Source organism: Pseudomonas xanthosomatis, assembly GCF_019139835.1.
Taxonomy (GTDB): Bacteria; Pseudomonadota; Gammaproteobacteria; order Pseudomonadales; family Pseudomonadaceae; genus Aquipseudomonas; species Aquipseudomonas fakonensis.
The window spans coordinates 4,808,986-4,830,738 of sequence record NZ_CP077075.1; the positions used below are offsets into that span (position 1 = coordinate 4,808,986).

The following is a 21,753-nucleotide window of genomic DNA, read 5'->3' on the forward strand; positions in this document are numbered from 1 at the left end:
GCATTGTTTGCGCCTGGACCGGCCTCATCGCTGGCAAGCCAGCTCCTACAGAGGCATCGGCCGAGCTCAAGGAAGCGCCCTACGCATTCGCCAGATATTTCCCACACCACCACGAACACCATGGAAATATCCTACGAAACCTGTCGATGTGCGTCTGATTGTCCGGGGAATCACTGCCCACTAGGCTCTGCCGGTCGCTGAGGGTTCAGCGATCGGGTGTGGAAACCCGCATAAGTATTCAGGTACGTGTCGTCATGGCGGCTGTGCGCGGGAGGCTCTATGCCTCCCGGGTATTCCTGAATGCGCCCGGGTTTCCACCCCGTGTACAGCTGCCACCCTTTCGTGTGGAAACGAGCGGTGCAGCATTCATGCATTCAGGTGACCACATGAAAAAAATCGTCCCCGACCCACCCCATCAATTCATCCTCCCCCCTGAAAAGTCCCTCGCCCGCGCAATCCAGGATGGCGTGGTACCGATGGAATACGTGCTGATGAATGTCTCCCACTACCTGATGTTCGCCTTCAGCGACAGCCACCGCGCGCTGGACCGCATCAAGGACGAGGAAACCCGACAGTTGCTGCAGCTCGGCCTGCGCGCCATGCAGATTGCCTGGGGCCAGGCGGATGCGCTGGCTAGCGCTGTGGAGAACCGTACAGAGCATTGAGACTGTGCCGGCGATGAAGCCCAGCAGGTGCCTTGAAGTGATCGCATCAAGGCTGACCGGTGTTCGCCGAAAGCCTTCTGGCGCCTAAGAGATCGAGCGCCGCCCGCGCGGCGCATCGCCGGCAAGCCGGCTCCTACATTTGTTTCGGGCCAGTCTCTTGCGCCTGGGCCGCCCTCATCGCCGGCAAGCCAGCTCCCACGCTGGTGCAGTACCCCCGGCGCAATGCCCATCAGTACCCGTGCAACTCCCGGAACGGCTGCCCTTTGTGGTAGTCGATCCACTCCTGCACGTCATACGGCAGGTACAGCTGCCGGCGCGCCCGGGACAGGGCGATATACACCGCGCAAATACGTGCATCGAAGGCATAGGCATCGCGAAACGGCTGGGTGCTCATCAGCTCCGGGGTCAGCAGCACCTGGTCGAACTCAAGGCCCCCGGCCTCCTGCGCCATCATCAGCGTGAGGCTGGCGCGGGTATCGCTGACCCGCGCATCCAGGCAGGTCAGGTCGGCGAACTTGTAGCCGCCCTGCAGCCGCGCCTCGACCCACAGGAACGACTCGTCGAAGCGTTCGGACTCGCGCACCTGCTGCCAGTCGGGCAAGTGGGCAAAGTACGGGTGGGCATCGGCTGCATCCTGGCCGCTGGCGTAGAACGCCGCGCGGAACAACCCCACCGCGCTGGCCATGAAGCGGCGCATATCGGGCCAGTCGGGGAACGCCAGCAGGCAGTTGCCCTCGGCCAGTTCCATGGCCCAGCGCATGGTGTCCCAGCGCGAGGCGGTGAGCACCACGCAGCCTTCGGGCGGCACGAAGCCCTGGGGGTAGTGCTCGATGCCCACATCGACACTGCGCGCCGCCTCGAACTGCACCTTGGACTTGCGTGAATGCATGCCGATCAGCGGGTTGATCAGGCGCTCGACCTTGGGCCCGGAACGCACGGCAAAAGCCATGTCCTTGTGCCGCACCTGGCGTTCGCGCCGCACCACCTCGCCAGTGGCCTTCTGGTATTCGTCGCCCAGGGTGATCAGCACCTGGCGGCCGCGCTCGATGATCTGCAGCAGCGAGGCCGGGGCGTCCTGGCTCTCGTCGATGATCACGTGGCTGAAGCGCCCGGGCACGCTGCAACCGGCAAGGCTGGCACGCTTGATCAGCAGCAGCGCCTCAAAACCGGTCTGCGCACCCCACGCCGGGTTGGCCTCCAGGTAGCGCCACAGGCGGCTGGCGTATTCGAGCAGCGCCTGGGCATCCGCCGCGCTCAGGGCCTGGCGGAAGAACGGCAGGTGGCGGTTGGCCAGGCTGTAGTCGCGGCTCTGGCAGTAGCTTTGCAGCACCTCCAGGCAGATCTCCAGGGCGTGTTCGGCGTCGTACTGGCGCAAGCCCAGAATGCCCAGCTCCTCGGCCAGCTTGCGCTTGCCCGGCACCGGCGTGCGGCTGTTGGCCGGGCGGGCATCCTTGAGCAGCACGCGGGCGAACTGGCCAAAGGTGGTGCCAACCTTGGCCTGGGCATCCAGGCCCATGCGCTGGCGCAGCGCGCCGAGCTTGGCCGGGGTGCGCGCCAGTGCGAGCACCCGGCCGCCGGGCAGGCAGTCCATCAGCGCGCCGAGCAGGTAGCTCTTGCCGATACCGGCATACCCCTGCACGTGGATATCTTCGTCGAGGTTGGCGCGGATCACCTTGAGCAGCTTGTCCTGCTCGACGGTGAGCCAGCGCTCCTTGTCAAAACCTGTGACCACCTGCTGGCTGAACGGGTTGTCACCCTGCTGACGGCGAATGCGAAACTCGAAGTCCCACTTTCCATCGGCCAGCAGGTACTCGCGGGCGGCCACTTCTTCGGCATCCAGCAGGCGCAACTTGGAGCCTTTGATCACCTCAAGGCCGAAGTACAGCTTGCGTGCATCGAACAGCCGGCGCGCTTCCGACAGCAGCCCCACCCCAGGCGAATGAACACCCTCGACAGCCCAGGCCAACAGTTTGCCTAGCACCTTTTCTGCGCCGCGCGCATCCAGCTGGCCCTGGCTCTGGGCCAGGTTCTGGATCACCAGCAGCGCCGCCAGCTCCGGCTCGCTCAGCGCGTCCAGCTCAGGCGCGCCTTCGGCCTCGAGCAGGCCCTGGCACACCTCGAGGGTGATCGGCAAAAAGACCGGACGGGAAAAGTCGAAGTGTTCAGGCTGCATGTGGGCTCAGGGTACAAGGGTTCATTCAGGGTTGGCCGGTGGCTCGCCCACCGCCAGTTCGAAGCGGTAGGCGCCCAGCGAGCCGGCCATGTCGCCGGCGTGGCGGGCGTCGGTTTCAGGCTCGTCGAGCGCGCCATCCAGTTCGTGCAGGGCCAGTTCCAGCAGCTTGCGCAGGTCGCGGCGGTTGGCCGCAGACACGCTCAGTTGCAGCTCAAACGCGGCAGCCACAGGGGCCGGTGCTGGCGGCACGGCTTCGGCGAGAATCTGCTCGTGCTCGTCTTCCATCTGGTCGAGCACCCGCGACAGCTCCAGCACCCGCTCGGGCTGGCTGGCCATCTGGTCCTTGATTTCCAGGCGGCGCGCCTGCCACTCACGGATTTTTTGACGGGTAAGCTCGTCGACGTGTTCCACGGTCGCTGTCTCCTGGCCGAACGGACGGGTGCGCATGATAAGGCGCCACGCGGGATCGTGCTGGAATTAAAACCCTGGGAGGACGAGAGGGAAAGAGGCAGGGGCGTAAGAAAAGTCGACGGGGCCGTGGTTCGGCCCCGAAACCACGCAGGCTCAGCCTTGTGGCGGTACCAGCTTGGTGAACTGATCGGCGCGGATCCAGCCCTTGAACGAGCGGTCATCGCCGTTGACGTACTCCACCCGGGCCCAGCCATCCTTGTACTCGAGCACGCCGACCACATCGTTCTTGATGATGTAGGGGCGTTTGCCGGCTTTGCTGCCCGGGTTCTTGAGCAGGTAAGCCTTGTCGGCAGCAATGCTGACCAGGCCGATCCAGGGCCGGGTGTCGATGCGCTGCAGTGGCAGGCCTTTGGCGATCATCGGCCCCAGCACACTCGAACAGCCGGGGTGTTCATCGCCGCGCGCCACGGTCAGCACCACGCCTTTATCGGACGCCGCAATGCTGCCGGGCAGCGCCTCTGTGCGCCAGGTGGTGATCGGCGCGGGCGACGGGCCATCGATCGCCCCCTGGAGGTAGAAGGTGCAACGCCGGCTCACGCCTTCGCCCAGCTCTTCGAGGTAGTAGCCCTGGACCTGGTGGTCCGGGGTCACTGCCAGCATCATCGCATCGTAGCGGCCAGGCTTGATGGCACTGCCGGCGGCAAACAACGGCGTCGCCACCAGTGCACCCAGTGCCAGCAGGCCTGCACAAAGAATCCGGTTCATATCAGCGCTTCCCTTCCAGTTTTTCGTAGGCTTGCTTGATCAGCACGTCATAGTTGCCGTAGTCATCGCCATTGTAACTTTGCGCCATGCCGGCGTAGTTCTTGGCCTTGGCCGCGGGGATAAACGCAGGGGTTTTCTTGCAGTAGTTCAGAAACGCCTCGAGTTGCTTGCTGGCGTTGATTTTCATTGCTGCCACAAATTCGAACACGTTCTTGTGACCGCACTTTCCATAGTTGATGCCGAGGGTCTGGAACATGCCATAGGAGGCCGATTGCAACGCCGCGTCCTGGTCCAGGGCAAAGGCGGTGGCCAAGGTTTCCCAGGCTTTGTCCTGGTCCTTGTTGTTGTGCTGCCACTGCGGGCCGGCTTTTTTCTTGTAGCGGTACGACAGCAGCGGGTGGGTCTGGTCGTATTTGCCGTTGGTCAGACGCTGGAACCAGTGCCCTTCGAAGGCAATGATCGGCAGGCCGTTTGGCGCAAAGCCAGAGCGGCCACCGGACTCCACCTGGGCAAAGGCCTTGATCAAGTTCGCCGGGATGCCATCGCCCAACTGGGTGGCGGCGTACTGGTAATCGGCGTCACTCAGGGTGGTGCCGCCATCGCAGGTGGATTTGAGCGCCTGCTCGCGGTTGCGCCGCTCGGCCTCGATGATCGCCCGGGCGCGCGCCAGGTAGTTGTTTACCGTAGCCTGGATCATGTCCGGGCCCTTGTTGCTGAAAGCATTGAAGAAGGTCGGCAGGCGCAGCGTGGGGTGCTGCTTGACCGGTACGCGCAGGGCCTCTTCGATCAGGCTGTTGAAGGTGCGCCCGCCTGGGTCGACCACCCCGTCAGGGTGCGCGTACTTCAAATGGCGGAACTGGTACTGGGTGATGCACTGCACCAGTTGATTGTCACACCGGCCGTTTTCCTGCAATGGCAGGCCCAGCCTTGGAATGATCAGATTGAACAGGTACTGGATGCACTGAACATCGGCAGGCACATTGCGGGCCTTGCCCGGCGAGCCTACCGAAGCCGAGATAAGCTTGGGCAACCCTTTCAGGTTTTTCATTGCGTACATCCTTGTTAGTTGATGCGGCGATATCAATTTGATATCAGTCCATTGCCGTAGTCATATATTGAAACATATGGCGTGCGAAAACTAACAAGGTGGTTTTGAGTTGTCCAGAGATGGACTTTGAAGTTGTGAAGCAGATACGCGAAGACACGCAAGAAGCGTGGGCGGCGACTGGGAGGCAGGTATCAGCAGAGGTGGACCGTGGGCCCAAAATGGAGGCGGCCCCACCAGCCACACCCCGGCACTCGATGTTCCCGCTATGGCTGCTCCCTTCCGGGCCATGCCTAGGTCGCATGCAAGCATGCTGGTAATCAATGCGGGGCTTACGGGGCAAGGGTTTGAGGCTGATGAGGTGCCAACATGTCTATCCGTCCAGGCACTCAGCGTGGGCGCTCAAAGCTTGGGGTGCGGCCAGAATTGTTCCACTCAATTGGTCCACTTTATTGGTCCACTCTGGTGTTTCCATGGCCTACATCGTCCGTCGTCAGTCCGTTTACTACCTCAACCTTCGACTACCAAAGCATCTGTTTCCGACCCGCCAAACCCTACGTATCTGTCTCGGCCTCAGAGAACGTCAAGCCGCCACGTTTCTCGCTAGCACACTGGCCCGGCAAGTACATCACCACCTCAGTGAGCACCCTCTAGAAGACCTCCAGACGCTACGTGCCCTTTGCACGCAGTGGCGAGAAGCTACCCTTCAACCAATCATCCAGAGTGCATCACGGAGGGTTACAAGCGTTACCGTCGCACCACGGAGCGATGGCCCTACCCTCGCCTCTCTGTCGAAGCTCTACATTGAGGAAGGCAAACGGGGCAGCACATGGCGGCAGGGCAGCGTCGAAGAAGTGGAGCGTGCATTGTCCGATCTGTTCGAGCTGATGGGCGATATGCCCGCTGAATCCTTCGACGCTCAGCAAGCCCGACTGCTGAAGGAACGACTCAGCCGGTGCCCCCAGTACTTCGGCTTACGGCCCGAATTCAAAGGAAAGAGCCTGAAGCAGGTAGTAGAGTCGAGCAGCACGTACAAGACCATCACCGCAGTGACCGTAAACAACCGACTAAGGAAGCTCACCGCCTTTATGAACTGGTGCAAGGCAAACGGGTACGTCGCTGACAACCCCTTAGCGGGAATGAAGGTCATGACAGGATCAGCCAAAGAAGCCCGACTTTCTTTTGACCGCCACGACCTTGCAACCCTGCTCGACCATGAGACCTTACGGAACGAAGCCCGCAAACATCCTTGGCGGTACTGGTTGCCGCTCCTTGGGCGCACTACTGGGGCACGACTGGAAGAACTGTGCCAGTTACGTGTCGATAACCTCATAGAACAACATGGCATCCACTGCATCCGCATTGATGACAATCATGAAGACCAAAATCTCAAGAACGCTAGCAGCCGTCGTATCCTGCCCATCCACCCCGTACTGCTCGACCTTGGCTTCCTACAGCACGTCGAGTCGGTGAAATCTACTGGAGCAGTTCGGTTATTCCCCGAATTGGAAGCTGTCCGAGGCAAGCTAGGTCATGCTCCATCTAAATGGTTTGGCAGGTACAAGACAAAGCTGGGTATCACTGACACCCGGAAGACCTTCCACAGCTTCCGTCACACGCTCATTGATGACCTAAGGGATGCAGGCGTTCAGGACTCGTTAATCAAGCGCATGGTGGGGCACGAGGACAGCTCTGTCACATTTGGTATCTACGGAAGCAGGACACCAATAAGGGCGATGCAGGAGGCGCTAGCCCACATCAAGTAGCATTCAAGGCAGTCTAGTATTTTATTAGTTACGCCATTGAAGCATATAAAAGGTACGCCCGTGCTCCATTCTCAAGCTGGAATGGGGCACGCCTTCCGCACTATCACATCCGACACATACGTTAAGGGCGTGCCTGTTGAGGTTACTGCTGATATGCTGAGGAAGTTGTTCTGAAGAATAACGTGAAAGTATTAGTGACGAACAAAGCAGCCTGAAAGTACTTTCAAGAACATATGTAACGCTATTGACTTTTTTGTGTATTTCCATTACAATATGAATGTAATCAGCAATAGTATTTTAGTGCCTCCTAGTCTTCGCGGCCATTCGGCTCGCAGGTCAGTTTTACCTAGTAAACCAAACTCATCAAAGTTAATTCCATTGAATTTTATTCCTGACGGCTACTTGTTGCCACTCCTTCAATAAGTTGTCGCCTCGCTACTGACAAGTACCCCGCAGGTCAGTAGCACTTTTTCCTTCTCCATTTCTCCCGAGGGCCGTTACAGGTCTTCGGGGGATTTACTTTATCCACAATAATATCTGTTAAAAGTTAAACAACTCATTGCCCTATGGAGGTATTTATGAAAGACATTCGCTTGTGCAAGACCTGCAATAAGTCAATTAATAATATGCGTAGTCACGCAATCACGTGCAGCAGTAGTTGCCGTGGAAAACTCTTCAGGGCAAATCGAGCCAATTACACTTTGATTCATTTCAAAGTACCCAACGATATCCATACAGACTTGTCGATCGCAGCATTCCAAGCTGGAAAAGGCATTAGCCAATATCTTAATGAGATGGTGATTAAACATGGATAATAAATTCATTTGCAGTCAGATAAAGTATCATCAAGCCCTAAGGGCTGCCGCTTTGGCAACCGGCAATCGAAGTGAGTTTCAACGCTGCTGCGAGGCCATTGAATCTTTGAATAAACAATGGGTGTTCAGGGCATGAATGACGTCTTTATCACTGGGCTGAAGCGTGCCATTGTTCGAAGAGAAAAGCTCAATGAGAAACAACTTACTATTACCAAGCCTACTCAGCCCGACACAACCGAAGAAGTTTCTGACGACCTAGATGAGGCTTACAGGATCAAGATTATCACTCAGACGATTAACTACATTAACAAACAAAAGGAAACGCTCAATGACCGCAGCTAAAGAGAAGATCACGATCAATGGAACCCCTCCAAAGTGGAGTGACGCCGAATTTCAAACCCGCGTCGAGTCATGGGTCAATGTTTATCACAACACTACAAATAGTATGGAGTTAGTCCAACACCCTCTCCCACACGGGCACTTGCAAGCCGTTATTGATAAAGCAGCAGCCGGTTATACTATTGCAATAAACTATCCAGTACATCATGAAAGCTTGCACCATGCATGCTACATGACCAAGCCACAGTCAATGCAAGCTGAGGACATTGCGGATATCAAGGTCAAGGTCAAAAACGAATATGTTGAATGGCTCGAATCAGAACACGCACGGTATCAAGATTTGCTAAGGCAGCAGCTGATCCAAACTCAACAGGAAAAGGAACTGAAAGTCCAGGAAGACAAGAAGGCCAAACAGCTTGCAGAGATTGAGAAGCAAGTTCAGGCGTGCTACAAGCCTCTTGTGATTCCAGAGTAACCGTCAACTCGACCCAGGCTCAATAACAATGAAATTAACAGAGTGCCCGCATCAGCTTTTGGTTGGTGCGGGCTTTTCTTTGCATAGGGAAAGGTGGTTTCACTTCGATAAACATTGGGGATGAGCGATCGAGTGCTCAGCACACCCAACATTCGCACAGAAACTTCGTCAGTTTTGAACGAATAGGACATTTGTTCTTTTTATTGAGAGATAATATTGAAATTGCGGCAGGAAGGCGTCAAGCGATTGATTCTGAACGTTTTAACTCGCCGGGCATGGACGGGTGGCGGGTCGAGGCTATCGTTGCTCAAATCGAAACAGGAAAGTATACAGAGACTTGATGTGTAGTAGATGAGAATTGATTTTATCTAAATAAGAATTGCTTGCATTTGCGACCGATTTCGTGTAGAATACGCACCCTAAATCCAGTACACCCCGGTGCTACGCGCCCATCTCCACACGACCGCTTTCGTAAGAACGAACTGCGCATCATAGGGAGCTTCGTCGTGTCTGCGATTTGAGAATTTGCACCGAAACCAAACCGGCACCACCCGAGAGGAAATGCCATGAACAGAACTTGAAAAGGACGAAATAATGAAAATTCAAAACGCCGCTGCTTCCAAAGCTTTTGATGCCAACCTGGCTGCAAATGATGACGCTCGCATCCAGCAAATCATGGAATTGCACCTGACAGGTATGTCTCGCCGAAACATTGCTGCTAGCACAGGTGCAACCGAGCATTTTGTCCGCAAAATTACTCAGGGTGTGCCGGTGGTGAAACAGCAACCAAGAACAACGTTCGAAAAATCAGCAGCTCAAGTTTACGAGCTTGCGACCCGAGGGCAAGGAATCAAGGACTACGAACTCCGTAGCATTCTGCACCATGAGTATGGTTGTGCATGGAACCATTCTGAAGGACTTTACAAAAGCCTGTATGACCAAGACACCATCAAGCGGGTCAAGACGAAGGTTCGGGAACAGGCTACCACCAGTGGGCAAGAGGCCAAATTCATTCCCGACTGGATTGACAATTCAGCTCCAACTGCAAGCCGCGTAACTCTTGAGCAGGCTGCAAGCGTGCTTTCTTCTCGCCTTGATGAACTGATGGATGAATTCATGTTTGAGTTCAGCAGTAATGAAAATACCGACTCTGTTAGCAAGCAGCGATTTGCGGCTCGTCGCCATGTACTCAAGCTCGTTAGTGGATTGGGTCAAGAACCTGTGTCCACTTTGCTCGAAAGAACGAAAAACATTACTGACGTGCTTGATGGCTATGTCGATAGCCCTGCACCAAAGCGAGTAGCAGGTCAGCTGGCAGTCGATAGGTTCATCCCAGAACCTAACACACATGACTACTTCCTCGATTTCGTCGAAGAGCAAGGGTGGCTGAAATCGGCGGCATGACTGCCCATTCACCCAGTCGCGCCCACCATATCTTAGAGTGGGCGAGAGTGTGTGGGTGAAGCGAATGTGCTTACTTGTTCGTTGACGAACGATAGGTTTCTTCAGGGTGTACACCCTGCAATGATTCTCTGAGGAATTGGAAAGGAGAGGATGGGTAAACCATCCCAAACTAGAGAGAAGATTACTCTTAGCTTCGCTAATAATATTGCTTTCCTGTACTGAGTACAGAAGACAGATCAAGAGAGTGGTAGGCTGTCTGCCTCCCTATTGAGAAGCATTCACTCACTCTGTTCGCTCACCTGCGATCACTGAGTGTATGAGAGATGATTTTCTGATTGTCAATCAGTGATCGCCAAGGAAACCGGTAGGTTGACGCTCTTGAGGATTCATCCTCGACAATCATTCTTCAGCGTCAACGCTGAATAGGGTAATCCTAGATCATCCGAAAGTGAAGGTGAGGAACGATCCCACAAACACCGTGTCATCATCCTCACCGTTCGACGGTGTGAACTGCCACCGCTTGCACGTGCAAGGAATTCGTCAGTAAGACGATGGGCGAATGTCCAACATTGGTTGGAATGCAATGCGGAAAGTTTGGCTTTCACCAACCTCAATCCATGTAGCCACTTCCCTTTTGAATTGAGCGTTCCCTGAGCAAGGTCCAGCCCCTTGAGGGTCGGAGCCAACACCAACGAGCCTTCTACCGGACTTCACATGGAAGCTGGCCTTCTCGTTGTTATCTAGTCGAGCGACAAGCTTCCCATCAAGATAAATGCCGAAGAAACAATGACCACCCTGGGCAGCTCCTTCACGAATCACAGTGACCGTGCCGCCCTTGCCCTGCTCCTCTCCTTGCAGTGCAAGAAGTCGGTTAGCCGGTGCTGGGATAGCCTGACCAATGGAGGGCGGTGCAGCACAGCCGCTGAGAACTGCAATCGCAGCTGCGGCAATCAATTTACGCATGACCTTCGTCCTTGTTCTGAAATTCATTGCTCGCCAGCAAGAGCATGAGCTACTTCTTTCTTGCATTCAGCATATTCTGCCTCCGCAAAGTCCTGGATAGCTCTCTTCTTGTACTCTTCGCCGCTGTAGAAAGGCTTGGCATATGCCTTGTCGATCAGGTCGTGCAGAAACTCATGGTCTTTGTGATGCTCCATTTCATCCGGTAGCGTAATACCTGCTTGCCTATCCCCCATGATCTGCTCAGCGACTTGGTACGAGGCCATACAGTTGACCTTCTGAGCCAACTCCTTGGCGGAAGGCTGAGCAGCGTTGGAGACGCCAATGACCGCATACGCAGCCAAACCAAGATAACGAATTTTGCCCTTCATTTTTTCCACTCCAAATCATCACCGTCAAATCAGGACGCGATCCCACACCTGCCATTGAGAGCTGACGCACAGCACCCCATGACTTCCATGGTGCCATACGCATCCATTTTTTCACAATATATTGTGAAGACCGGACCGCCCACACCCCCGAAAGTGCTCCTTCAGCGGCGTGGAGCGATGGCATTGGAAATCGGGATAGCTTTTGGGCGTGTACTACGGCAGAAAAGACAAGAAGCAGGTCTCACTCAAGAGCAGCTGGCGTTGGAAGCAGACGTACAACGCAATTACGTCAGCTTGATAGAGCGAGGCATCAACCAACCTACGATTGCTGTCTTGTTCAAGCTAGCCGGCGCGCTGAAGTGCAGCCCATCCGCCCTCCTCCTCTTGGTAGAGGAGGAGTTAAGGTGACACGGGGTGTGCGAATGCATTGATGCTGAATGAAATAATCTCTATGACTATCTGGTCCAGAGCTACACCGTGTTTTCCCGCCTAGCATGATGCCCCTTCCGGCTACACACAGGAAGGAGCAACTTCCATGGCAATTTTATGCATCATTTCGCTTAGAAGGGAAAACCATCGGTATCCCAAATTGAATGCGGGAAGTACTACCAGACTTGTCTGTAGCCTCGGCACCAGCATTCAGGCCAAATGACGCAATACCAACCTTCAGTCCTCCCTTACCCGACTCAGAGCTTTCAGCAGAGACAGCAACGTCAAATTCAACACGCTCCACAATCCTGCCTTGTTCAGGGACAGCCGCCTTTAACGTACGTCCGTAGCCTTGAGCAGCATTCGAGTATGTCTGCATGTGTGTGGGGTTAACTTGTGCATCAGTGCCCCCAAGCGCCTCACTTGCAGTCAGAATCCCCTCAGCGATCTGGGTAAGGCTGGTGGCGATGAAGTCTTTTAAATCCATTTGTGTATCCTCTAGGTTGACGTGTGCTCGGTGTACAAATGCCGTTGCAGGGTCTAGCCAGATTCCCCTATACCCCATGTCGATTTCGCCTCAATCTCATTTTCGATTGTGCTGGTAAGCTCAATTGTTCAAGCTTCCCGGTGTAAGGCTCTGATTCTGATTTGGGTGACACAATGAGTAAGGACGTCTTGCTGATGCTAGTCACCATCACTGGTGTGGTCGCTGTGTATCGGGCTAACCGTTATGGCGATAAGGCTGGTCGTACGAGTGCCGTCATGATTTAAGTGATGGTGTCAAGGAAATATATTTATTGCTATTACATTCCTAATACGACCGACTAAGGCTTGTTACAATCCTTGAAGGCCAGTAGAATGACCAACATCAGCAAGGCAAGGTGCCAAGCAGAACGAGATTGGTTATCAAATGAAAGTCATTGCCTACTATCGTGTCTCTACCAAGTCTCAGGGCGAGAGTGGTTTGGGTATCGAAGCCCAGCACGACTACATCGCTGTAGCTGCTGAACAGAATGACTGGGAAGTGATTGCTGAGTACACTGATACAATCTCCGGTTCTGTAGCACCAGCAGAGCGCCCTGAATGTGCCAAGGCCATCGCGGCGTGCAAGGAACATGACGCCATACTGGTAGTTGCCAAGCTGGACAGGCTCAGCCGTGACGTTGAGCACATCGCTGGCATGATGAAGCGCAATAACTTCAAAGTGGCTACCATGCCCCACGCCACTACTGTTGAGCTTCACATTCACGCCATGTTGGCTGAGCAAGAACGTACCTTCATAAGCGAACGTACCAAGGCCGCTCTCAAGGCGTTGCAACAACGTGCAGACAAGGGTTGTGTGGAAAGCCAAGCAAAGATTGCTCGTCGCAATGCTGCACCTGTAGAAGCCCGTCGCAATGCCACTGGTAAAGATGGAGCAGCAACCCAAGCGAACGTGAAGAAAGCAACAACCCATGCCGCCATGGTACTACCACACATCAAGGAATGTCTCTTCGACAATTGCACCACGTTGCGTTCTGTAGCTGAATGCCTGAATGCCAAGGGTGTAACCACTTCACGCGGGGGGGAGTGGAGTGCAACAGCAGTGATGCGGGTAATGACCGCCCTCAACTTGTCATTTAAAAAGGCTGCGTAAAGCAGCCCAATACAGAGCTTTTCAGCCTCACCCTGTGGGGGTAGAGTGGATAGTACATCAAACGCCTCGCTAGGAGCTTCCTGTAAGTTCTGGCGAGGCGTTTTCGTTTCCACATACCATCAGCCAGCATTGGATTTTCAAAATGTTAGGCATCGGCCTACTCGACAGCGCGAGGGGCGTTAAACCCAATAGATCAATCTCCGTGGCGGATTTCTGTAATCAGAACGATGCCGGCTCTGCTCGAGAACCAAACCTGAAATTGCGGGGGGATTGGGTCTGTGGCAAAAGGGTGTACGCTCACCCGATCACATCTGACAGAGCCTTACCATGGATGACGACAAAGCCGCAGTAGCCGCAGACACGCTTGAACTGCTGATGATGAACCAAACGGCCATCCGGGCAGCCCTGGAAGAGCTTTCTCTGTGGATCTGCCAGCGTGGCTCGACGCACATCCACTCCAACGTACTCACAGCCCTGCAGACGCTCGATACGAACGCACAGAGCATTGTGCCAAGGGATTGCCCGTCTCCGTTCAGAACAGAGCTGAGAGAAGGTTACAGACATACTGAAGCCGCCTACGGGCGGCTTTTTCATGTTCGTGATATTCAGGAGATGATATCGATGGTGCTAGAGATAGAACGGGAACGGCAAAAGCACCGAGCCAGTCGGCATGACCAATAGCCCAAACGACGAAATAATCACCTGCACATTCCAAGCCGCGACAAGGATGAAGTACAGTGGCTTATCAAGGATAAGGAGAGATTTATGGATAGTAAGCGGGCGGTCGAACTTGGCGCCAAAGTAATGGCACTTCAGGCACTGATGATCGCCTATGTGACTGACGGACGAACCTCTGCACAACCAGCTGAATATCGCGAGCTTTATTCAGACGTCACAATTGATCTAGAAGAAGCCAAATACGCAAATCCTAACCCGCACAACTCCCTAGAAGTCCTTATGGCCTTCTGCAAACTCCAAGAAATGACCACATATGCCAGCCGCCGAGTATACATTCAAGAACTATACTCAGACATACTACTAGACCTAAAACGAAAACAGCGTCACGCCCCTTCTCCTCGCGGCTGGGAAAAGGCGAACACCGCTTTAGGTGATGAACTAACACCAGTGCGCTCTCAATGGCTCAAGGCCAAAAACTTCATCTTTTCCGCGACACCCGATTTCGAAAACTCAATTAAAGAATCAATCAACTCCATAGAGTCGAGCCTAATGATCTTACTCAACTCTCCCAACGGCACACTTGGAAAGATAATCAAGAATGCAAACCTTGATACAGATATAGAGCGTCTAATATCCCAAGCTTACGGTTATGCAAGCAACAAGAGCTTTGTGAGGCATGGTGGAACTAGTGACTCGACTCTTTCCAAAGCAGAGGCCGAGTTCTTCCTGGAATTCGCTGCAACAGCAATAATATATATCACTCAAAAGCTCAAGCCACGCAAGCCATAACCCCCGACAACGCTACAGGCAAGCCATCATGGGAAATTTCTCGAAGTCACTATCAGAGAGAAGCAAGCACACTAGTATATCCAAAGGGCACTGCTTGATATGCGGACAACTAGGCCAACTCTCGTGGGACCATGTACCCCCCCGAGGCAGCATCTCCATCACCAAAGTCGAGCAAGTGCACCTAACTGAGATGCTTGATCTTCGCCCGCCTACAGTACAAGGAATCACATCCCCTAACGACAGCAAGTTCAAAACTATATGCCGGGCGTGCAACATGACAGCATTAGGACAGAACGACGGAGAAATTTCCAAAATTTGCAAGACCCTGAGCCAGAAGATCCGAGACTTCTATATATATGCAAATAACCCAGTTTCTTTCGTAAGCGCTCCTATTAATGCAGAAATGTACGCAAGAGCAATGATTGGACACATTCTCTCCGCCACGTCGGTAACCGAGTGTTTAAAACCCAGTAATCCCGCCCCATATTTTGACCCACTTAAAAGATTTGTGCTCGGCGATAGCAAGGCGCTTAACGAATCGCACGACATATACTACTGGTTCTTCCCTCACCGCCACCACCAAAGCATAAAACTTTTCGGATTCAGAAACAAAGGCAACACTTGCTGCATGAGCCTACTCTCTTTTTATCCACTTGCATTTCTGCTTACGGAAAAAGGCAAGGGCATCTATCCCGCCGGAGCACAAAAACTAGACTTATCTGACAAGAAGATTACAGTCAGCCTATCGCTTCACAACGTTCATTTCTCCACTTTTCCTGCGGTTCCTCTCGAAGGAGATCAGATCGCAGCGCTAATAGACAGCTCGTCCATCATTAGCTTTCCGGTAAAATAGGTAAATAACTCAAATAACAACCCGCTGGAAACTTGAAGAAATCTTAGTTAAGATAACAAGCCAGAAACACTCCCTCAAACCCAAAGTACACAGAATGCAAACAAGCGAAATTATCAGCATGGGCGGCCTACTCACAACAATAGCGGTCGCAGCAGGTGGTTGGCTTTGGCAACGCTGGCAGGAGCGCACTAGTGTACGTGTCGCTATTGTTGCAGAGGTACTAGCACTCCAGCAGATTGCCAAAGAGCGAAATTATCAGTCCACTTTAGGCGAAGTAGCAGAGTCTCTACTCGCAATACCAGAAGCACAACGCTCACCAGTATCATTGCAAGTTCCGATTCCAGAACACTACTGCCGGGTCTATCTTGCCAATCTCGGTAAACTTGGCTACCTCCCACCACGAGACGCCCAACTAGTGGTCAGCTTTTATCAGTACATGGACAGTGTTGTGCGAGACGTGACACCAGGCGGAATCCTTTACGGAGGGTGCAACGACCCCGACGCCTTTACCAACTCGGCCAATGTGCTTAAGCTCGGCACAGATGCCGCTCAAAAACTCGCAGATCGATATGCAAAAAACTGAGCAGACCAATACCCAATTAAGCGAAATCGATTTAGGCTGAAGATATACCTACCCGATAAATTAAGGGCAACACCAAATCAAGCCGCCTAAAGGCGGCTTTCTTATACCTATGATATTAGGATCATGACAAGCAATACTTAGCCAACACAACAACACTTAAACCAGCTCTAAACATTGACGAACTCAAGCAGCCTACGCATAAACCATCAGTCAGCGCATTAGCTTTGAAGTCTTACCGGAGCCCATCGAAAAGATTCTTAGCAGTCAATGGCACTCGGTCTATTTGACCAGCCTCAAGCACCCTAACAATAGAGTGGTCCTGATCACCCTCCACCCGGCCGTAGAAGAGGTAATAACGGTCCCGCTCAAACGTCTGCCAAGCACGGGACTCAAAAATATCCAATTCGCAATGACCACTGAGCTCATGCCCTGGGGATTTGAAGTTAAAAAACACCCTGCCGTACGCACCTTTAACGATAGACGTCGGCTTACCGAAAAACAGGAAGCTCTTACCCAAGTAGGGCTTTATATTCCGCTGAGCTTTTTCAATCGAAACTATTAGATCATGTAACCGAATGGCATCTTCTTGTCCAAACTGAACAGCAATGTTCAAGTTTACTTGAGCCAGCTGTACCAATCGCTTGACGGTCTTGAACCGCCCCGGGTTTAGCAGATTTCCGTCTGCGTCGAAGAAGTTCTCGAACCCTCCTCTTCCATTTACTGCGGTGCCATTCTGAGCCTCTTTCCTTTTGGGCTTGGGATAATCGTCGTCATCGTCATCCCCTTCAGGCTCCTCATCGTCCGCAAGGCTCTTCCAACCCGCAAAGGTCACAAGGTTGATCGCTCGCTTTTCTTTGGCAGCTTCATCGCCACCTCCTCCCGCCCCACCTTTCTTTCTATGCGGGCAGTCGACCGTATCGAAGCCTGGTAGGTGGAAGTAGAAGGCATCAACCCCATCCTTTCTCTTTGGTGCTTTACGAGGTCGTCTGCTGCACATGACACCGCAATCCGGGCAGTAGACTCGCCCGTGGTGCTCATCATCAATGTAAAGCTCAGGAGGAAGCTTAGGTGAGGCTTTGAGGTCCGCTGGATCTACAGATTCTGGCTGCGGGTCGAGGGGGTGGAAAGCAAGGTAAGGGATCGATATCTGCGACATACATTCCTTTGCATAACTGGAATTTGGCTGGCTGTGCTGAGCACCACCTGGACACCAAGTGTCCTGACCGCAAGTAACGGAGAATCAACAAAGCGATGACACGATCGCAGCTAGCTTGGCATTGGAGCTCGACACGCATGCCGCGACGCGGATAGTAGCTTATTGCCACATAAATTTTTGCGGGTCAATTGCGAGTTGTGAACGGATGCGAGCTTGAGCTTGGGCAGAAAGCCCCTGGGAGGGTAGAATCGGGCACAGTGCACCACTCAGGTGTACTACGGCACTGGTCCACTTCGAGATTCTGAGAGAAAAAAGCCCTTTAGAATTAAGGACTTAAAGATTGGAGGCAACCCCACCAGCCACACCCCGGCACTCAATGTTCCCGCTATGGCTGCTCCCTTCCGGGCCTGACCAGGTTAACGGGTAATCAATGCGGGGGGACCGGTGGGGCCACCATTACGCAGCTCGCTAAACAGCGAGCCGCGCCATTGTACCGTTCCGTGGCGAAGATACAACCGTTGAGGGAGAAAAAAGCATCATTTCTCAAGGACTTGTGCGGCGAAGGCCGGGTAACGTCGGGCGCAAGCCTGCTCTGGCCCCACCGCAGGCGAGGCCTGCTCCCACAAGGGTGTGCAGAGCCTCGGCCCGGCGCGTATCTGTAGGAGCGGCTTTAGCCGCGAAGCAGGCAGCGCGGTGGCTGGCACCGGCTCCGCCGGTGTTCGCGGGCAAGCCCGCTCCCACAGGATCGTGCTTAGCCTTACTCCAGCGCTGTACCTGAAGCTGCCTTATGCCGCGATTGGGGCCGCAAAGCAGCCCCGGCGATTTTGCATGGGGTCGAGATCCAGGGGCTGCTTTGGGGGATTGCCAGGTCGTGCCTACAGGCTGATGCCCTGCCCCGCCATGAAGGCGACGAACTGCTCTTCGTCCAGTACTTTGACCCCCAGCTCGTTGGCCTTGGCCAGCTTGGAGCCGGCACCGGGGCCGGCGACCACGCAGTGGGTCTTGCCCGACACGGAGCCGGCCACTTTCGCACCCAGGCTTTCCAGCTTCTCCTTGGCCACGTCGCGGCTCATGCGCTCCAGGGTGCCGGTGAGCACCCAGGTTTGCCCGGCCAGGGGCAGGCCTTCGGCGGTTTTCTTCTCGCACGACCAGTGCATGCCGAACTCGAGCAACTGGGCTTCGATGGCACGGGCCAGTTGCTGGTTGGCCTCGACCTTGAAGAACTCGCGCACGCCTTCGGCCTGCTTGGCGGCCAGGGCCTGGCGCAGGTCGATGCCGTCGGCGGCGATGATCTTGTCCAGGGTGCCGAGCTTGTCTACCAGCTTTTCCGCACCGGTGGGGCCCACCGAGGGGATGTCGAGCTTGGCCAGCATGCCGGCCAGGGTGGTGCTGGCGGCGAATTCTGCGGCCAGCTCGCCTTCATCCTGCAACTGCATGCCGGCGGCCAGCAGCGCCTGGATGACCTCGCGGTTGTGCGTGTCTTCGAAGAAGTTGTGGATCTCGTATGCCACTTCCAGGCCGATATCCGGCAGGTAAGTGAGCACTTGCGGCAACGCCACCTGCACCCGTGCCAGGCTGCCCAGCGCGCGGGCCAGCACCTTGGCGGTCTCCTCGCCCACATCAGGGATGCCCAGGGCGTAGATGAAGCGCGCCAGGGTCGGGCGTTTGCTGGCTTCGATGGCGGCCAGCAGCTTGTTGCTGGACACCTCGGCAAAGCCTTCCAGGCCGACGATCTGCTCGAAGTGCAGCTTGTACAGGTCGGCCGGCGAGCGGATCAGGCCTTCGTCCACCAACTGCTCGACGCTTTTTTCGCCCAGGCCGTCGATGTCCATGGCGCGGCGCGACACGTAGTGGATGATTGCCTGCTTGAGCTGCGCGGCGCAGCTCAGGCGGCCTACGCAGCGGTACACCGCGCCTTCGCTGGTGGTTTCCTTGCCCTTGCTGCGCTTGACCAGCTGGGTGCGCTCGACCTGCGAGCCGCACACCGGGCAGGCGCTAGGCACCTGCACCGGGCGCGCGCCCTCGGGGCGGCGGTCGAGCACCACCTGCATCACCTGCGGGATCACGTCGCCGGCACGGCGGATGATCACCGTGTCGCCGATACGCAGGCCCAGGCGGGCGATTTCGTCCATGTTGTGCAGGGTGGCGTTGGACACGGTCACACCGGCCACCTTCACAGGTTTGAGGCGCGCCACCGGGGTGACGGCGCCGGTGCGCCCGACCTGGAACTCGACGTCGAGCACTTCGGTGAGCTCTTCCATGGCCGGGAACTTGTGGGCGATGGCCCAGCGCGGCTCGCGGGCACGGAAGCCCAGCTCGCGCTGGGAGGCCAGGCTGTTGACCTTGAACACCACGCCGTCGATCTCGTAGGGCAACTCGTTGCGCCGGGCGCAGATGTCGCGGTAGTAGGCCAGGCACTCTTCGATACCGGCGGCATGGCGCAGCTCGCGGCTGATGGGCATGCCCCAGGCCTTGAGCTTTTCGAGGATGCCGATGTGGCTGTCGCCAAACGGCTCGGACACCTGGCCGACGCCGTAGCAGCAAAACTCCAGCGGGCGGCTGGCGGTGATCTTCGAGTCCAGCTGGCGCAGGCTGCCGGCGGCGGCGTTGCGCGGGTTGGCGAAGGTCTTGCCGCCGGCTTCGGCCTGGGCGGCATTGAGCCGGTCGAAACCGGCCTTGCTCATGTACACCTCACCGCGTACCTCGAGCACCGCCGGCCAGCCCTCGCCCTGCAGCTTGAGCGGGATGTTGCGCACGGTACGCACGTTGGCGCTGATATCCTCGCCGGTGGTGCCGTCGCCACGGGTGGCGCCCTGCACCAGCTGGCCGTCGCGGTACAGCAGGCTCACCGCCAGGCCGTCGAGCTTGGGCTCGCAGCTGTAGTCCACCGCATCGCCCGCTGCGAACAGGTCGCCGGCGGGCAGGTCGAGGCCCTCGTTCACCCGGCGGCCGAAATCGCGCAGGTCGTCTTCTTCGAAGGCGTTGCCCAGGCTGAGCATCGGGATTTCGTGGCGCACCTGGCTGAACGCCGACAACGCCGCGCCGCCCACGCGCTGGGTGGGCGAGTCGGGGGTAACCAGGTGCGGGTGCTCGGCCTCCAGGGCCTTGAGCTCGTTGAACAGCCGGTCGTATTCGGCGTCGGGCACGCTGGGCTCGTCGAGCACGTAGTAGCGGTAGTTGTGCTGGTCGAGCTCGGCGCGCAGTGCGTGGATTCGGGTTTCGGCGGTCATTTTCGGGTCTCTTGCAAGACAGGCGGGCATGCCCTTGGCCTCGTGCTGCCCCCTCAAGCAACGGGGCCGCTGTGCGGCCCATCGCGGGCAAGCCCGCTCCTACAGGGGTCGCGTATTACCTGTAGGAGCGGGCTTGCCCGCGATGGGCTGCACAGCAGCCCCGATCGATGGAGGTGACAGCACCAGCCCCTGGCTACTCACTTGCCTGAATCATCGCAGCGCGGGCCGAGGCTGGACCCGCGTGCCTGGATACTTAGCGCTTCTGGGTCAGCGCGCGGCGCTCGAACTCGACGATGCGCTGGCGGTAGTGCTCGATGGTCTGGGCGGTCAGCACGCTGCGCTGGTCGTCCTTCAGTTCACCGTTGAGCTCGTGGGCGAGCTTGCGGGCAGCGGCGACCATCACATCGAACGCCTGCTTGGGGTGACGCGGGCCAGGCAGGCCGAGGAAGAAGCTCACCGCACGGGTGCTGAAATGGTCGATGTCGTCCAGGTCGAACACGCCGGGCTTGACCGCGTTGGCCATGGAGAACAGCACTTCGCCGTGGCCGGCCATGCTTTCGTGGCGGTGGAAGATATCCATCTCGCCAAAGCGCAGGCCGCTTTCCAGAATGTTCTGCAGCAGTGCCGGGCCCTTGAAACCGTTCTCGTCGCGGGAAATGACGCTGATCACCAGCACCTCTTCCACCGGCGGCAGGTCCTTGGCGGCGTTGCCGGTAGCGGCAAAACCACTGTTGCGGCTGTTTTCTGCGGCCAGCTCGTCATCGCTGTCAGCGAACAGGTCGGGCTCGCGCTGTTCGGCGGCCAGGTTCAGGTCGCCCTGCTGTGGTTCGCTGTTGTTGCGCTTGCCACGCTTGGGCTTGGCCGGCTTGGCTTCGCGCTCACGCTCGCGTTCACGGGCAGGAGCGCTCACCGACGGCAGGTCGGTCTCGTCCAGCTCAGGTTCTTTTTGCGTTTCCAGCACGCGGGACGGGCCGAGCACCTCGGCGCTGCCTTCGTCGTCCGGCACGTTGGCGTAGCTGCGGTCCAGGCGGAACTTCAGCTTGCCCTTGCCGCCACGCATGCGGCGCCAGCCATCAAAAAGAATACCGGCGATGACAATGATGCCGATGACGATCAGCCACTCGCGCAGACCGATTTCCATGTAATCCCGTGCCTCTATAAAAAATATGCTTGAAAACAAAGGCTTCAAAGGCCTTTAACACGTGGCGCC

The 21,753-nt window shown here is 56.0% G+C and carries 21 protein-coding genes and 1 other RNA gene; 11 read left to right on the plus strand and 11 right to left on the minus strand.

The features are described from left to right. Positions 1–386: 386 nt before the first annotated feature. Entirely contained in the window at positions 387–665 is a 279-nt protein-coding gene (locus KSS93_RS21175) for a hypothetical protein (RefSeq protein ID WP_217885840.1), read from the plus strand. 229 nt (positions 666–894) lie between these two features. Here the strand turns inward: KSS93_RS21175 and KSS93_RS21180 are convergent, their stop codons facing one another. From KSS93_RS21180 to KSS93_RS21195, 4 genes are all read right to left on the minus strand, one after another. Beyond that, the gene (locus KSS93_RS21180) at positions 895–2,838 is read right to left on the minus strand and encodes a hypothetical protein (protein ID WP_217885841.1); all 1,944 of its coding nucleotides are present in this window, start codon (positions 2,836–2,838) and stop codon (positions 895–897) included. Positions 2,839–2,859: 21 nt separating this feature from the next. Beyond that, positions 2,860–3,285, minus strand: a complete 426-nt coding sequence (locus tag KSS93_RS21185; RefSeq protein ID WP_225917232.1) for a hypothetical protein — start codon at positions 3,283–3,285, stop codon at positions 2,860–2,862. A 117-nt stretch (positions 3,286–3,402) separates the two neighbouring features. Then, complete coding sequence (locus KSS93_RS21190) at positions 3,403–4,014, minus strand: SH3 domain-containing protein (protein WP_217885842.1); 612 nt, start codon at positions 4,012–4,014, stop codon at positions 3,403–3,405. A 1-nt stretch (position 4,015) separates the two neighbouring features. Further along, positions 4,016–5,062, minus strand: a complete 1,047-nt coding sequence (locus KSS93_RS21195; RefSeq protein WP_217885843.1) for an N-acetylmuramidase family protein — start codon at positions 5,060–5,062, stop codon at positions 4,016–4,018. 470 nt (positions 5,063–5,532) lie between these two features. Between KSS93_RS21195 and KSS93_RS21200 the strand changes: the two genes are divergently transcribed. The 4 genes from KSS93_RS21200 to KSS93_RS21215 all read left to right on the plus strand — a co-directional run bounded on the left by KSS93_RS21200 (position 5,533) and on the right by KSS93_RS21215 (position 9,858). Beyond that, a complete protein-coding gene (locus KSS93_RS21200; protein ID WP_217885844.1) occupies positions 5,533–6,825 on the plus strand; it encodes a site-specific integrase in 1,293 nt (430 codons plus the stop codon). Between the two features lie 947 nt (positions 6,826–7,772). Next, positions 7,773–7,982 (plus strand): hypothetical protein, encoded by a 210-nt coding sequence (locus tag KSS93_RS21205; RefSeq protein ID WP_217885845.1) that lies wholly within the window; start codon positions 7,773–7,775, stop codon positions 7,980–7,982. Beyond that, positions 7,969–8,454 carry a hypothetical protein gene (locus KSS93_RS21210; protein WP_217885846.1) on the plus strand — a complete coding sequence of 162 codons (486 nt, stop codon included), beginning with the start codon at positions 7,969–7,971 and terminating at the stop codon, positions 8,452–8,454. The genes KSS93_RS21205 and KSS93_RS21210 overlap by 14 nt, the downstream gene beginning before the upstream one ends. Before the next feature lie 594 nt (positions 8,455–9,048). Beyond that, on the plus strand, positions 9,049–9,858 hold the full coding sequence (locus tag KSS93_RS21215; protein WP_217885847.1) for a hypothetical protein: 810 nt from the start codon (positions 9,049–9,051) through the stop codon (positions 9,856–9,858). A 540-nt stretch (positions 9,859–10,398) separates the two neighbouring features. Here the strand turns inward: KSS93_RS21215 and KSS93_RS21220 are convergent. After that, a complete protein-coding gene (locus KSS93_RS21220) occupies positions 10,399–10,821 on the minus strand; it encodes a hypothetical protein (protein WP_217885848.1) in 423 nt (140 codons plus the stop codon). Positions 10,822–10,844: 23 nt separating this feature from the next. Then, entirely contained in the window at positions 10,845–11,189 is a 345-nt protein-coding gene (locus KSS93_RS21225; RefSeq protein WP_217885849.1) for a hypothetical protein, read from the minus strand. A 177-nt stretch (positions 11,190–11,366) separates the two neighbouring features. On the opposite strand from KSS93_RS21225, the gene KSS93_RS21230 reads away from it, so the two are divergent. After that, on the plus strand, positions 11,367–11,597 hold the full coding sequence (locus tag KSS93_RS21230; protein ID WP_217885850.1) for a helix-turn-helix domain-containing protein: 231 nt from the start codon (positions 11,367–11,369) through the stop codon (positions 11,595–11,597). A gap of 136 nt (positions 11,598–11,733) precedes the next feature. On the opposite strand, the gene KSS93_RS21235 is transcribed toward KSS93_RS21230, so the two are convergent. Beyond that, positions 11,734–12,105: a trypco2 family protein gene (locus tag KSS93_RS21235; protein ID WP_217885851.1), complete on the minus strand. Its 372-nt coding sequence runs from the start codon at positions 12,103–12,105 to the stop codon at positions 11,734–11,736. Between the two features lie 423 nt (positions 12,106–12,528). On the opposite strand from KSS93_RS21235, the gene KSS93_RS21240 reads away from it, so the two are divergent. From KSS93_RS21240 to KSS93_RS21260, 5 genes are all read left to right on the plus strand, one after another. Continuing rightward, the gene (locus KSS93_RS21240; RefSeq protein WP_217885852.1) at positions 12,529–13,254 is read left to right on the plus strand and encodes a recombinase family protein; all 726 of its coding nucleotides are present in this window, start codon (positions 12,529–12,531) and stop codon (positions 13,252–13,254) included. A gap of 327 nt (positions 13,255–13,581) precedes the next feature. Continuing rightward, the gene (locus KSS93_RS26830) at positions 13,582–13,935 is read left to right on the plus strand and encodes a hypothetical protein (RefSeq protein WP_367616818.1); all 354 of its coding nucleotides are present in this window, start codon (positions 13,582–13,584) and stop codon (positions 13,933–13,935) included. 84 nt (positions 13,936–14,019) lie between these two features. Next, positions 14,020–14,721: a hypothetical protein gene (locus KSS93_RS21250; protein WP_217885853.1), complete on the plus strand. Its 702-nt coding sequence runs from the start codon at positions 14,020–14,022 to the stop codon at positions 14,719–14,721. Between the two features lie 274 nt (positions 14,722–14,995). Then, a complete protein-coding gene (locus KSS93_RS21255; RefSeq protein ID WP_225917233.1) occupies positions 14,996–15,574 on the plus strand; it encodes a hypothetical protein in 579 nt (192 codons plus the stop codon). Between the two features lie 94 nt (positions 15,575–15,668). Beyond that, positions 15,669–16,157, plus strand: a complete 489-nt coding sequence (locus KSS93_RS21260) for a hypothetical protein (protein ID WP_217885855.1) — start codon at positions 15,669–15,671, stop codon at positions 16,155–16,157. A 232-nt stretch (positions 16,158–16,389) separates the two neighbouring features. Here KSS93_RS21260 and KSS93_RS21265 read toward each other — a convergent pair whose 3' ends face one another. The 4 genes from KSS93_RS21265 to zipA form a co-directional block, all read right to left on the minus strand. Next, positions 16,390–17,313: a hypothetical protein gene (locus tag KSS93_RS21265; RefSeq protein ID WP_217885856.1), complete on the minus strand. Its 924-nt coding sequence runs from the start codon at positions 17,311–17,313 to the stop codon at positions 16,390–16,392. Between the two features lie 350 nt (positions 17,314–17,663). Beyond that, positions 17,664–17,760, minus strand: an RNA gene (gene ffs, locus KSS93_RS21270) — signal recognition particle sRNA small type. Positions 17,761–18,188: 428 nt separating this feature from the next. Beyond that, on the minus strand, positions 18,189–20,543 hold the full coding sequence (ligA, locus tag KSS93_RS21275; protein WP_217885857.1) for an NAD-dependent DNA ligase LigA: 2,355 nt from the start codon (positions 20,541–20,543) through the stop codon (positions 18,189–18,191). 253 nt (positions 20,544–20,796) lie between these two features. Next, positions 20,797–21,684 carry a cell division protein ZipA gene (gene zipA / locus KSS93_RS21280; RefSeq protein ID WP_217885858.1) on the minus strand — a complete coding sequence of 296 codons (888 nt, stop codon included), beginning with the start codon at positions 21,682–21,684 and terminating at the stop codon, positions 20,797–20,799. Positions 21,685–21,753: the final 69 nt, after the last annotated feature.

Coding starts and splice junctions, on each gene's coding strand:
- KSS93_RS21175 (WP_217885840.1), top strand. CDS start 387: ATGAAAAAAATCGTCCCCGACCCACCCCATCAATTCATCCTCCCCCCT.
- KSS93_RS21180 (WP_217885841.1), bottom strand. CDS start 2,838: ATGCAGCCTGAACACTTCGACTTTTCCCGTCCGGTCTTTTTGCCGATC.
- KSS93_RS21185 (WP_225917232.1), bottom strand. CDS start 3,285: ATGCGCACCCGTCCGTTCGGCCAGGAGACAGCGACCGTGGAACACGTC.
- KSS93_RS21190 (WP_217885842.1), bottom strand. CDS start 4,014: ATGAACCGGATTCTTTGTGCAGGCCTGCTGGCACTGGGTGCACTGGTG.
- KSS93_RS21195 (WP_217885843.1), bottom strand. CDS start 5,062: ATGAAAAACCTGAAAGGGTTGCCCAAGCTTATCTCGGCTTCGGTAGGC.
- KSS93_RS21200 (WP_217885844.1), top strand. CDS start 5,533: ATGGCCTACATCGTCCGTCGTCAGTCCGTTTACTACCTCAACCTTCGA.
- KSS93_RS21205 (WP_217885845.1), top strand. CDS start 7,773: ATGAATGACGTCTTTATCACTGGGCTGAAGCGTGCCATTGTTCGAAGA.
- KSS93_RS21210 (WP_217885846.1), top strand. CDS start 7,969: ATGACCGCAGCTAAAGAGAAGATCACGATCAATGGAACCCCTCCAAAG.
- KSS93_RS21215 (WP_217885847.1), top strand. CDS start 9,049: ATGAAAATTCAAAACGCCGCTGCTTCCAAAGCTTTTGATGCCAACCTG.
- KSS93_RS21220 (WP_217885848.1), bottom strand. CDS start 10,821: ATGCGTAAATTGATTGCCGCAGCTGCGATTGCAGTTCTCAGCGGCTGT.
- KSS93_RS21225 (WP_217885849.1), bottom strand. CDS start 11,189: ATGAAGGGCAAAATTCGTTATCTTGGTTTGGCTGCGTATGCGGTCATT.
- KSS93_RS21230 (WP_217885850.1), top strand. CDS start 11,367: ATGGCATTGGAAATCGGGATAGCTTTTGGGCGTGTACTACGGCAGAAA.
- KSS93_RS21235 (WP_217885851.1), bottom strand. CDS start 12,105: ATGGATTTAAAAGACTTCATCGCCACCAGCCTTACCCAGATCGCTGAG.
- KSS93_RS21240 (WP_217885852.1), top strand. CDS start 12,529: ATGAAAGTCATTGCCTACTATCGTGTCTCTACCAAGTCTCAGGGCGAG.
- KSS93_RS26830 (WP_367616818.1), top strand. CDS start 13,582: ATGGATGACGACAAAGCCGCAGTAGCCGCAGACACGCTTGAACTGCTG.
- KSS93_RS21250 (WP_217885853.1), top strand. CDS start 14,020: ATGGATAGTAAGCGGGCGGTCGAACTTGGCGCCAAAGTAATGGCACTT.
- KSS93_RS21255 (WP_225917233.1), top strand. CDS start 14,996: ATGACAGCATTAGGACAGAACGACGGAGAAATTTCCAAAATTTGCAAG.
- KSS93_RS21260 (WP_217885855.1), top strand. CDS start 15,669: ATGCAAACAAGCGAAATTATCAGCATGGGCGGCCTACTCACAACAATA.
- KSS93_RS21265 (WP_217885856.1), bottom strand. CDS start 17,313: ATGTCGCAGATATCGATCCCTTACCTTGCTTTCCACCCCCTCGACCCG.
- ligA (WP_217885857.1), bottom strand. CDS start 20,543: ATGACCGCCGAAACCCGAATCCACGCACTGCGCGCCGAGCTCGACCAG.
- zipA (WP_217885858.1), bottom strand. CDS start 21,684: ATGGAAATCGGTCTGCGCGAGTGGCTGATCGTCATCGGCATCATTGTC.